We start from the raw sequence: 11,535 nt of genomic DNA, 5'->3' as shown, positions 1-11,535 counted from the left end.
GGATGGCGGCGGGCCCACGGAGCAGGACCGGAGCGAGGGCATGCCGAGCCATAGCGAGGCACCGTACGTCAGGGGCGCAGGCGCTTGGTTACTTGGCGCTTTTCCAAGTAACCCGCCGTAAGGGCGGAACCAATAGCCGCCGTTACCGCAGAAATGGATATGTACCCAACCCCACCCACCAGTGAAAAACACTCCACTCGGAGGCTAATTACCGTCGGCGACCTTGCGCTCTATCTCATCGATTTTCCGCTGAAGTTCCTCGGCGTCCTGCTCCTTGGTTCGGGTGGAAGCGGGTGCGATGGCTTGATCGACACCTTCGGCTTCATCGTCTCTATCCTGCAAATCCCGCTCGACCACATTCACCGGTTTGCCCGACGTATCGGTGGGCGGAGCGTTAGATGTCGCTTGCGATTCGAGCGCGTTGTCACGGTCATCAGTGTTCATGTCGCGTACCTCCGTTTGCCTGAATCATTGGATGCGACGGTCACCCGGGAGTTCGAGATTTTTTGCCCACGACAGTCGACCCCCGGTGACAGGCGCACCTCCAGTCGGTCGCGATGAACCTGTGTCGCACCCCATCGCTCCATTCAGAAACGAACGACCGTGGAAGCCGCCGCCATGAATTCATTCAGAAACCTGCTGACGAGGGCTCAGGAGCAAAAACTTCATGCACTGGACGCCTGGCACCGTGTGCTCGAAAACTGCTCGCTGCGCATGGAATGTCCGGATGCCTACCATGAAGAACTGCTGCGGCAGGCTGATGAAATGGATCGCCAGGGCATCATCGATTGGGAGGAGTGGCGAGACTTGCGCACGAAGGGCGACGAGGCGTATTTGCGGGCGGTCGCGGGGGAGGATTACCACGGTCGATGACGCGTGTTCCGGTTGAAAAAAAACGGGATTGAAGCGTGTGCCCCGATCCCGTATTTCCATTATTTACCAGTCGACAACGGTGGGGTTCGAGGCGGGATTTTGCGCTTCGATCCGGTCGATTCAAACGCCGAGGCAACGCGCAGCAGCGCCGAATCGTCATAGGCACGACCGGCAAACGTCAGCCCGACCGGCATGCCGATGTCCGGCATGATGCCCATCGGCACAGTGACCGTCGGAACACCGAGGTGACGGATGGCGAGGTTGCCGTTGGCGACCCAGACACCATTGCTCCACGCGATGTCGGCGGAGGCCGGATCGACATCGGCATTTGCCGGTGCGACGTCAGCCACCGTCGGGAACAGCACCGCATCGAGGCCCAGCCGGTCCATCCAGTCTTCAAGGTCGATGCGGCGGGTCTGTTCAAGTCCGCGCAGCCCATCGGGAACGGTGGTGACCTGGTCCCACGGCGTGATGCCGCGTTCGGCCATCCGCACGTACTCGTCCATGCCCGCGACGAGGTCACCTTCGCGGTTGGGCAGGGTGCCCGGATCGTGGGGGAAAATCAGCGGCCCGTCGACGTCGACCAGGCGGTTCAGTTTCGGATCGCCGTTGGCCTGCAGGAAATCATCGAACGCCCAGGCCGTCAGGTCCCACAACTCATGATGCAGGAACTCTTTCGACACCAGACCCCGGGTGAACACTGTCGGCGCGCCCGGACGATCACCCTCGCAATTGGAGACCAGCGGGAAATCGACTTCGATCACTTCGGCGCCCGCGGCTTCGAGTGCCTTGCGTGCCTCTTCCCAGAGCGCAATCACTGAAGGCCGGGTGTTGATGCGTTGCCCCGTCGGCCCACCAATCCCCGGCGCCTCGCTGGTGCCGGCTTCGGGGTCGGCGTTGATGAACATGCGCGGAACACCGAGGCGCTTGCCGGCGAGGGCGTCGGGCTTCGCGGCAAGTTCGGCATAGGACGCGGGGCGCACCGAAGTGACACTCGGAATCGGCACCCAGGGCTGCATCCGCCACAGGTCGCCGCGGGTGTCGGGGTCTTCCGCCACCACCACGTCGAGCACTTCGAGCAGGTCAGCCATGGTTCTGGCGAACGGCACGACCACGTCCATTGTCGGCGTCAGCGGCCAGTTGCCGCGCACCGAAATCACCCCGCGCGACGGCGTATAGGCGCACAGGCCGTTGTTCGAGGCCGGGCCGCGACCGCTCGACCAGGTTTCTTCAGCAAGACCGAACGCTGCGAAACTGGCAGCGGTGGCGGTGCCGGCACCGTTGGACGAACCCGAGGCGAAAGGCGCGGTGAGATAACCGGCGTTGTAGGGGCTTTCCGCACGGCCATAAACGCCGCGCTGCATCCCGCCGTTCGCCATGGGTGGCATGTTGGTCTTGCCCAGGCAGATCGCCCCGGCGGCGCGAAGCCGTTCGATGGTGAACGCATCGCGGTAGGCAATCAGGTTGGCGAAGGCGGGACTGCCAGAGGCGGCGGTCAGCCCTTTGACCAGGTAACTGTCCTTGGCCGTATAGGGAATGCCATCGAGTGGCCCCAGCGTTTTACCCTGCGCCCGCCGACTATCGGAAGCCTGCGCTTCCTTGAGCGCCTCGGGATTGCGTACCACCACCGCGTTGAGGGCGGTGGGCGTGTCGGTGCCGTCGTAGGCGTCGATTCTGGCGAGATAGGCCTGGACCAGTTCCACTGCAGTGGTCTGGCCGGATTCGAGCGCCGCGCGCAGTTCGGCAATGGAAACCTCGGTGACCTCGATCATGCTGTTACCGCCGTTTGCTGATGGGGAAGAAGTGAATGCGCGGCATGGTATGTCCAATGAAGGGGTCGTTGCCAGTGCCAGGACGGTTGATGGGCAACACATATCAGGTAGTCGTCGACCTGATACCAATTGGCCACTACCTCCGGTAAAGTGTGCGCCGCTCGAGAGATGGATCCCGGGCGTTTTCCCATGGAGTTACTCAGTGAATTACCTCAGCAAAGTGGTTGCCGTTTCCCTGTTCGGTCTGGTTCTGGCAGGTTGCACCGGCGCGCCGATGAAGACCCAGCAATACGATGCCAGCCAATACACCGTCGTTGGCCACAGCGAAGCCAGTGCCACCGGCTTGCTGCTGTTCGGTGTCATCCCGATCCGCCAGAACAGCCGTTTCGTTCGCGCGCAAGACGCGGCGATCAAGGCCAAGGGCGGCGACGCACTGATCAACACCCAAGTGCAGGAAAACTGGTTCTGGGCCTGGGTCCTGACCGGTTACACCACCAAGGTATCCGGTGATGTGGTCAAGCTGAAAAACGTTCAGTAAGCGGTCACCAGCACAGCCTGCCGCAATGGCAGGCCGCGCTTTTCGCCCTGGTTAAACCAGGTTGATCACGACGTCGATGTTGCCACGGGTCGCCTTCGAATACGGGCAGGTCTGGTGCGCGGCATCCACCACCGCTCGCGCAACCGCAGGATCGAGGCCCGGAAGGCTCACGTTGAGACGTGCCTGAAGGAAAAAGGCGTTTTCGGTCTTGCCCAGGTCCACTTCGGTATCGACCGCGACGTCGGTTGGCAACGTCACTTTCAATGCAACCGCCGCTTTACCCATCGCGCCGATGAAGCACGCAGACCAGCCTGCTGCCAGCAGTTGTTCAGGGTTGGTGCCAGTGCCTGAAGATCCGATGGCGGAAAGCTTGATATCCAGACGTCCATCGTCACTTCGCGACTCGCCGTTGCGACCTCCGGTCGTGTGGGTCTTGCCGGTGTAAAGCACGGTGTCGATTTGATTGATCATGGCGGGTTCCTGCTGAGGTTTTTGGGCTCTGTATATCGCTGTTCATCGGAAACGTCTGAATGTCCGATGCGGCCCACTTTTTCATCCTCATGTAGTGCGGATGTGTCCTGATCAGGCGCTTGTGTAACGCTGTGTAAGATCTCCCCGCGAAAATACAGATCGATACAAATCGATAACTGTAGGAGCGAGCTTGCTCGCGATGGACTCGAGAACGGCGCGTTTATTCAGAAAACACGCGTCATCGTTAACGTCCATCGCGAGCAGGCTCGCTCCTACAGGTAAAGCCTTCACACTTGCTTGTTCAGTGCCGCCTCCACCGCCGCAATTTCCGCCTGACGCTTGATGATCAGATCGCCCGTCGGCGGCCCCTGAAAGCGCCTCGCTTCAAAACCGAACCAGACGATGGCCGTCAGCACCAGGAAGCCGATGGTGATGTACAGCGCCCAGTCGTTCGGTGGCTGGATGCCGATGACGAAGATCAACACCATTGAAAGCACCGAGAGGATGGCGAACAGTGAATACAACCCGCGTCCCATGTTCCACGGCCCCATGGTCGGCCACTTCGCGGTGCCGTAGGCGAACAGGCCCAGCACGATCGGGATGATGAAAGAGAAGAACAGGAAGATCACCGTGCACGAGACCACGATGGTGTAGACCGGCGTTGCCCCGATCGAGATCACCGACGAGCCCCAGTCGAACAACACCGCCAGGGTGGCGCCGGTCCAGATGGCCGCCACCGGGCTGCGATATTTCGGCGAGACCGAGGCCAGTGCTTTCGAGCAGGGCAGGCCGCCGTCCCGGGAGAAGGCGAAGATCATGCGCGACACCGAGGTCACGGTCGCCAGCCCGCAGAGGAATTGCGAGATAAAAATCGCCACGTAAAGCGCCAGTTTGATGTTCGGGCTCACTTGGGCGTTCATGGCCCAGAAGAACACGTTCCAGCCCTGTTTTGCCGCTTCGTCCATGCTCGGCAGCATCAGGACGAACGAACTGAGCATCACCCAGCCGAACAGCAGCGACCAGATCACGGACATGACCATGCCGCGCGGCACCGACATCGCTGCGTTGTGGGTCTCTTCGGAGGTGTGCGCCGACGCGTCATAACCGGTGATGGTGTAGATCGGCAGCAGCAGGCCGAGCATAAACACCCAGCCGTTCGACACCTGTGGCCAGACGCTGCCGCCGGCTTCGCCGGAATAGTTGCTGAAGGTCCACAAGCGGGCGAATTCATAGCTCGGTGCCGAGATCAGGCAGACGATGGTCAAGGCGAGCGCCGTGGCAAAAATCAGGTAGCCCGAAAAGTCGGTGAGTTTCGCGGTCAGGCCGATGCCCAGATGATTACACAAGGCCTGGATGCCGGTCAGGATCGCCAGGAAAACCACCCTGACCGTGGTGGTGTCTTCCATGCCGAGGGCCGGTCCGAAGGCGCCGAAAAAGAAGTAGTAGGTGCCGACGTTGATGGCGCCCAGCACCGTGATCAGTCCCAGCAGATTGAACCAGGCCGTCAGCCAGCCGGTGAAGCGGTTACCGAGAATCGAACCCCAGTGATAAAGACCTCCAGCGGTGGGGTAGGCTGAGGAAATCTGCGCCATGGCCAAGGCAAACACTCCGGAGATCAGGCACCCGATGGGCCAGCCGATGCCAATCGACGCACCCCCTGCACCCGAAGTGCCCTGGGCCAGTGAGTTGATGCCGCCGGAGAGGATGCAGATGATCGAAAAGGAAATCGCGAAGTTGGAGAAAACGCCCATTCGTCGCGAGAGTTGCTGGGCATAGCCCATGCTGTGCAGCGCCTTGACGTCATCGTCGTGCGCGTCGGTGCCGGGCTGGCTTGCTGGGTTCATGCTGTGTACCCCATCAGGTTTTGATTCAATCCACTGGCGTGTGCGCAATGGGTTGGCCTTCAACACCTTGTCGTACTGCTCCTTTTTTCAACCGATACCACTGACTGCTCCGGATCTAGAGACGGCCGTGAAAAGCCGCGTCGAAAATGTGGGCCACGCCTTCCCTGGTCAACGGCAGCGGGTTGCCGCCGGCCGAGGGGTCGACGATCGCCATGTCCGCGATCAAGTCGGCCTGCCGGTCATCCACGCCCAGTTCAAACAGCGTGTGCGGCACGCCGATGTCCTTGCGCAGCTTGAGAACGAAGGCCAGGAAACTGTCGAAGCCCGGGGAGGGCAGGCGCAGGTATGCCGCGAGGCGGGTGATGCGCTCTTCGATGGCCGGGCGATTGAAGTGCAAGACATAGGGCATGAACGTGGCGTTGGTCATGCCGTGGTGGGTGTCGTACAGCGCGCCCACTGGATGCGACAGCGCGTGCATGCCGCCCAGGCCTTTCTGGAATGCGGTGGCGCCCATCGCCGCAGCGGCGAGCATTTGCGCCCGCGCCTCAAGGTCCGAGGGGGTGTGCACGGCGCGCACCAGGGCATTCGCCACCAGGCGCATGCCTTCCACCGCAATGCCGTCGGCCATCGGATGAAAACCGGGGGCGCAGTACGATTCCAGGCAATGGGCGAACGCATCCATGCCGGTGCCGGCGGTGACTTTTGCCGGCATGCCGACCGTAAGCGCAGGGTCGCTGATGACCACCCGCGGCATCATTTTCGGGTGGAAGATGATGCGTTTGGTGTGGGTGCGTTCGTCGATGATCACCGCCGCGCGGCCGACTTCGGAACCGGTCCCCGCCGTGGTCGGCACTGCAATGACCGGGGCGATGTGACTGTCGTCGGCGCGGGTCCAGTAGTCGCCGATGTCTTCGAAATCCCACACCGGTCGGGTCTGGCCGCTCATGAACGCGATGAGCTTGCCCATGTCCAGGCCGCTGCCACCGCCGAAGGCCACCACACCGTCGTGTTTCCCGGCGCGCCAGGCGTCGAGCCCGCCGGCGAGGTTGGCTTCGACCGGATTGGGCTTGAGGTCACAGAACAGCGCGACGCCCAGCCCTGCGGCGCGCAACGATTCCAGCGCCGCCGTGGTGATCGGCGCACGCGCCAGGCCACTGTCGGTGACCAGCAACGGTCGCTCGATACCCTGGCTGCGACAGACCTCGGCGAGCTCGGCGATGCGGCCGACACCGAAGCGAATGCTGGTGGGGTAGTTCCAGTTTCCAGTCAGGTTCATGGCCTACACCTCGTGGCGCAGATGAAAGGATTTGGCTCGGGTCAGGTGCTCGTAACCCAGGCGCGAGAGCGTGACGCCGCGTCCGCTGTTCTTGACCCCGGTCCAGGCCAGCGCCGGGTCCAGGTAATCGCAACGGTTCATGAACACGGTGCCGGTGGCGATCTCGTTGCCCAGGCGTTCGGCGGCGGCGAGGTCCTGGGTCCACAGGGATGCGCTGAGACCGAACGCGCTGTCGTTCATCAGGGCGATGGCTTCGTCGTCGCCTGCCACCGGCATGATGCCGACCACCGGGCCGAAGCTTTCATCGCGCATGACTGACATTTGATGGCTCACGTCCACCAGCACCTGCGGCCCAAGGTAGGCGCTGCCTGGCGCGTCGGCGGGGAAAGCCTTTGGATCGATCAACGCCTTGGCGCCTTGCTTGAGCGCTTCGGCAATCTGTCCACGAACAAAATCAGCGGCACCGGGTGTGACCAGCGGACCCAGTGTGGTGGCTTCGTCCAGCGGATTACCCAATACATATTGGCCTGTCAGTGCGATGAAGCGCTCGACAAATGCCGGATAGATTTTTTGATCGACGTATATGCGCTCGATCGCACAGCAGCTTTGCCCGGAATTGAAGAAGCTGCCATCCACCAGATTCTCCACCGCGTGCTCAAGGTTGGCGTCGGTGCGGACGTAGGCCGGGTCTTTGCCGCCGAGTTCCAGGCCAACGCCGATGAAACGTCCCGTGGCAGCGGTTTCCATGGCTTTGCCGGCCTCGACCGAACCGGTGAAGTTAACCTGGTGCACGCGGCCCGAAGCGATGATGGCGGACGTCTGCTGATGGTCGAGCAGCAGGTTGTGGAACAGCCCCTCGGGCAGCTTGGCGCGACGCATGGCTTCGGCGAACCGTTCGCCGACCAGCAACGTCTGCGTGGCGTGTTTGAGGATCACGCTGTTGCCGGCCATCAGCGCTGGAATGATCGTATTCACCGCCGTCAGGTACGGGTAATTCCACGGCGCGACCACCAGCACCGTGCCGAGCGGTTCGCGTTTGATATAGCGCCGAAAACCGGTAACAGGATCGGGTTCCACGGCTGCCAATGCGTCGGGCGCTATCGCGATCATGTGGCGAGCGCGTTCGGCGAAACCACGCAGTTCACCGGCGCCAAAACGCACCGGGCGACCCATCTGCCAGGCCAGTTCCGGGACGATGTCCGGCTGCATCGACAGCATCGCGTCAACGGCGGCGGTACACAAAGCAGCGCGTTCGCTCAGCGGTCGGCGCTGCCATGAAACCTGGGCGGTGACGGCCGCCGACAGGGCCTGCTCGACTTGCGCCGCATCGGCATAATCGCGTTCGACATACACCCGGCCATCGACCGGTGAAATGAGCTGAACCTTGGCCGTCATGATGTTCTCAATAGCGCTCGAAGCCGCGCTGCAGTTCCCAGTCGGTGATTCGCCGGTCGTATTCTTTCTGCTCCCACTCGGCGGTGTGCACATAGTGATCGACCACTTCATCGCCGAACGCCTCGCGCAACATGCCCGATCCCTTGAGGGCGGAGCAGGCGTCGCGCAGGGTTTTCGACACTTCCGGCAGATGCTCGTCGAGGTAGGCATCGCCCTCGAACGGCGCCGTGAGCTCGAGCTTTTCGTCGACACCGGCCAGGCCTGCCGCGATCAGCGCAGCAAAGGCCAGATAAGGGTTGAGGTCAGCGCCGCCAATGCGGCATTCGATGCGGATGGATTTGCTGCCTTCGGCGCACAAACGAAAGCCGGCGGTGCGATTGTCCCGGCTCCACACCGCCCGCGTCGGTGCGAAGGTGCCGGCCTGGAAGCGCTTGTACGAATTGATGTACGGCGCGAGAAAACAGGTGATGTCGTTGGCGTACTTGAGCTGCCCGGCGACCCAGGCGCGCATCAGTTTCGACATGCCGAACTCGGCTTTCGCGTCGAAGAACAGTGGCTTTTTGGCGTTTTTGTCCCACAGCGAATTATGGATATGGCTGCTGGAACCGGCGGCGTCATAGCGCCACTTGGCCATGAATGTGATCGCCTTGCCCTGCAACTGCGCGATCTCTTTGCAGGCGTGTTTGATGATCACGTGGTGGTCGGCCATGGTCATGGCATCGGCGTAACGAATGTTGATTTCTTCCTGGCCCGGCCCCCATTCACCCTTGGAGTTTTCCACGGGAATGCCCGAGGCCTGCAGATGTTTGCGAATCGCCCGCAGCACCGGTTCCTCGCGGGTGGTCTGCAGGATGTTGTAATCCTCGATGTAATGGCCGGCGGTTTTCGGTTGGTGATAGTTGCGCTGGTGAATCGCCTCGTAGCTCTCATCGAACAGATAGAACTCGAGTTCCGAGGCGAACATGCCGGTGTAGCCGCGTTCGCGCAGGCGCTCGACCTGCCTCTTCAGAATCGCCCGCGGGCTGTGGGGCAAGTCTTTTCGATGGTGATGATCGAGCACGTCGCACAGCACCAGCGCCGTACATTCCAGCCAGGGCACGCGCCGCAGCGTGGACATGTCGGGCTTGAGGACGAAGTCGCCATAGCCCTTGCTCCAACTGGCCGCGGCGTAACCCGGCACCGGCTCCATGTCGATATCGTCGGCCAGCAGGTAATTGCAGCAATGGGTTTCTTCGTGGCCACTGTCGATGAAAAACTCGACCTGGAATCGCTTGCCGACCAGGCGCCCCTGCATGTCGACCATGCAGACCAGTACGGTGTCGATTTCACCAGCGGCAGCAGCGCGCTTGAGCGCATCAAAACTGAGGAGGGGCTCGGTCATCACGTCAATCCTGCGTGAAAGGGTTGGGCCTGTCTGAGATAGCTGTTGCAGACGCTCTCCAGAACAACCTAAACCCTGCAGAATCGAGCATCGTGAGCAATGAGCTGATCCAAGCTTAGCCTACTGTTGAAAACTGCAAGTCCCTATAAGCCGCTAAATTCACAGCTTGTAGCCAATCTGGCGCAACAGGTTCTTGCGCCACAGGATGTCTTCATCGCCTTCGATCTCCGTGGCACAGAAGCCATCCACCACACCCAGAATCGCGCGTCCCTGTGCTGTCTCGGCGATCACCACTTCGGTGGGGTTGGCGGTTGCGCAAAAGATCCGGCACACCTCTGGAACCGTCTTGACCGTGTTCAGTATGTTCAGCGGGTAAAAGCCGTCGCCCAGGAAAATGATGAAGCTGTGCCCGGCGCCGATGGCTTTTGCATTTCTCTGGGCCAGTTCGATCATGGCGGGATCGGTGCCGGACCATCGCACCAGGCATTTGCCCGAGGCTTCGCAAAAGGCCACGCCGAAGCGGATGCCCGGCACCGCGTTGATCAACGCTTCGTGAATGTCCTCGACGGATTTGATGAAGTGGGTCTGGCCAAGAATGAAATTCGTGTCTTGCGGCTTGTCGATTTTCTGCGTGATGAGTTGCATCTCGAACACCTCCTCTCGCGACGGTGCTGCCAGGGTCTGGCAACCGCTCAGGTTTCACGACTCATTTTAGGAGATTCACACGCACGCCGATGTTTGAGTGACCAGTGCCCGTCGGGCGTTCGCAATCGGGTAAGGTAGGCGCGAAAATGCGCCGATTGACCTCACGGGAACCGAACATGATAAAAGCTGTAGCCCTCACCTTCGTCATTGCACTGACGGCGGGGGCGTTTTGCACACCGGTGGCAGCGGCGGGGGATGTTGAAGCCGGGGCGAAACTGTTCACGCGGATCTGCGGCGGCTGCCACCAAGTGGGCGAGTCGGCGCGAGGCGGTTTCGGCCCGCAACTCAATGGCATTTTCGGGCGTCCTTCGGCAAGCGTGGCGGACTACCAGTACTCCGACGCGATGAAGTCCGCCGGCATTGTCTGGACCCGCGAGACACTGACCGCTTACCTCGAAGCACCGAAGAAAGTGGTGCCCGGCACCCGGATGATTTTCTGGGGGCTCAGCGATCCGGAGAAGATCGAGGATGTGCTGGCGTACTTGCAGACGTTTCAGCCGCAGTAGCCCATCAATTCGTCACGCACAAATCCCCGGTGGCGCGGATCAGAGCCTGTCCATGCAGGCCATCCTTGATCAGCGCGGACCGCTCCCTGGCCAGCCATTGGGCGCAGTTCGGGTCTTTGCGAAAGGGCGCGAAATCGGCGTAGTACTGCAGCAGGCGGTTTTGCAGCTCATCCAGCCGTGGGCGGATTTGTCCGGCAAGGTCGGGCCGTGGCATGTCAGGTGCCTTGCCCGCCGCTTGCCATTGCGCGAGCAGTCCGTATTGCACCAGTTTGTTGGCTTCGATCTGTGCGGCGATCAACTCGGCGACTTCGTCTGGGTCGAGTTTGCGTGTAATTGCCTGCTTCCGGGCGTTGGCGATGACTTGCGCTTCCCGGGCACTGTCCTGGATCGGCTTGCGGCTGTCCCATTTGGTCAGCGCCACCAGATCCGCAATATTCAGGCGTTCGTTCATCGTCACCAGCAGCGGTTGCAGACTGGCGGGCGGCGGGGAAGGCGTGCCGGCTTGCGCGCCGCAAGTGAGTAAACCGGACAGGGCGCAGGTCAACAGCAGCGGCAGGCGTGGGGAACACAACATGGGCAAACCTCATTGGGAACGGGACTCGCAATCAGGTGCTATGTATCACAGGTGAGACAGAGGCATTAAGGGGGAGCCCATTTTATTTGTGCACGAAAAAGCCCGGCGGGTGAGGCCGGGCTTTTTGTTGAGTACCGCAGTAGGGCTATTCATTCATACAGCGCGGCTTTCGATCAGACGGTCGGAACCACCTTCGGCAA

12 protein-coding genes are annotated in these 11,535 nt (G+C 61.3%); 3 read left to right on the top strand and 9 right to left on the bottom strand.

From position 1 onward, the window contains the following. Positions 1 to 204 precede the first annotated feature (204 nt). On the bottom strand, positions 205 to 444 hold the full coding sequence (locus PMI01S_RS30300) for a hypothetical protein (protein ID WP_084323845.1): 240 nt from the start codon (positions 442 to 444) through the stop codon (positions 205 to 207). 174 nt (positions 445 to 618) lie between these two features. Between PMI01S_RS30300 and PMI01S_RS30295 the strand changes: the two genes are divergently transcribed. Next, a complete protein-coding gene (locus PMI01S_RS30295; protein WP_084323847.1) occupies positions 619 to 873 on the top strand; it encodes a hypothetical protein in 255 nt (84 codons plus the stop codon). 59 nt (positions 874 to 932) lie between these two features. Here the strand turns inward: PMI01S_RS30295 and PMI01S_RS30290 are convergent, their stop codons facing one another. Continuing rightward, complete coding sequence (locus PMI01S_RS30290; RefSeq protein WP_084323844.1) at positions 933 to 2,645, bottom strand: amidase; 1,713 nt, start codon at positions 2,643 to 2,645, stop codon at positions 933 to 935. A gap of 202 nt (positions 2,646 to 2,847) precedes the next feature. Between PMI01S_RS30290 and PMI01S_RS30285 the strand changes: the two genes are divergently transcribed. Further along, a complete protein-coding gene (locus tag PMI01S_RS30285; protein ID WP_084323843.1) occupies positions 2,848 to 3,183 on the top strand; it encodes a hypothetical protein in 336 nt (111 codons plus the stop codon). A 51-nt stretch (positions 3,184 to 3,234) separates the two neighbouring features. Here the strand turns inward: PMI01S_RS30285 and PMI01S_RS30280 are convergent, their stop codons facing one another. From PMI01S_RS30280 to PMI01S_RS30255, 6 genes are all read right to left on the bottom strand, one after another. Next, on the bottom strand, positions 3,235 to 3,654 hold the full coding sequence (locus PMI01S_RS30280) for an organic hydroperoxide resistance protein (RefSeq protein WP_084323842.1): 420 nt from the start codon (positions 3,652 to 3,654) through the stop codon (positions 3,235 to 3,237). A 287-nt stretch (positions 3,655 to 3,941) separates the two neighbouring features. Further along, complete coding sequence (locus PMI01S_RS30275) at positions 3,942 to 5,498, bottom strand: amino acid permease (protein ID WP_084323846.1); 1,557 nt, start codon at positions 5,496 to 5,498, stop codon at positions 3,942 to 3,944. 115 nt (positions 5,499 to 5,613) lie between these two features. Further along, positions 5,614 to 6,774 carry an iron-containing alcohol dehydrogenase gene (locus tag PMI01S_RS30270; RefSeq protein ID WP_084323841.1) on the bottom strand — a complete coding sequence of 387 codons (1,161 nt, stop codon included), beginning with the start codon at positions 6,772 to 6,774 and terminating at the stop codon, positions 5,614 to 5,616. Positions 6,775 to 6,777: 3 nt separating this feature from the next. Then, positions 6,778 to 8,169, bottom strand: coding sequence for an aldehyde dehydrogenase family protein (locus tag PMI01S_RS30265; protein ID WP_084323840.1), 1,392 nt, complete (start codon positions 8,167 to 8,169; stop codon positions 6,778 to 6,780). 7 nt (positions 8,170 to 8,176) lie between these two features. Continuing rightward, positions 8,177 to 9,550: a glutamine synthetase family protein gene (locus tag PMI01S_RS30260; protein ID WP_084323839.1), complete on the bottom strand. Its 1,374-nt coding sequence runs from the start codon at positions 9,548 to 9,550 to the stop codon at positions 8,177 to 8,179. 159 nt (positions 9,551 to 9,709) lie between these two features. Next, a complete protein-coding gene (locus PMI01S_RS30255) occupies positions 9,710 to 10,195 on the bottom strand; it encodes an adenosine-specific kinase (protein WP_084323838.1) in 486 nt (161 codons plus the stop codon). Positions 10,196 to 10,371: 176 nt separating this feature from the next. Here PMI01S_RS30255 and PMI01S_RS30250 point away from each other — a divergent pair, with 176 nt between their 5' ends. Beyond that, on the top strand, positions 10,372 to 10,761 hold the full coding sequence (locus PMI01S_RS30250; RefSeq protein WP_084323837.1) for a c-type cytochrome: 390 nt from the start codon (positions 10,372 to 10,374) through the stop codon (positions 10,759 to 10,761). Between the two features lie 4 nt (positions 10,762 to 10,765). On the opposite strand, the gene PMI01S_RS30245 is transcribed toward PMI01S_RS30250, so the two are convergent. Continuing rightward, positions 10,766 to 11,335, bottom strand: coding sequence for a chorismate mutase (locus PMI01S_RS30245; RefSeq protein WP_084323836.1), 570 nt, complete (start codon positions 11,333 to 11,335; stop codon positions 10,766 to 10,768). Positions 11,336 to 11,535 lie beyond the last annotated feature (200 nt).

Source organism: Pseudomonas migulae NBRC 103157 (assembly GCF_002091715.1).
GTDB lineage: Bacteria > Pseudomonadota > Gammaproteobacteria > Pseudomonadales > Pseudomonadaceae > Aquipseudomonas > Aquipseudomonas migulae_A.
This window is presented reverse-complemented; position numbering and strand designations above follow the sequence as displayed.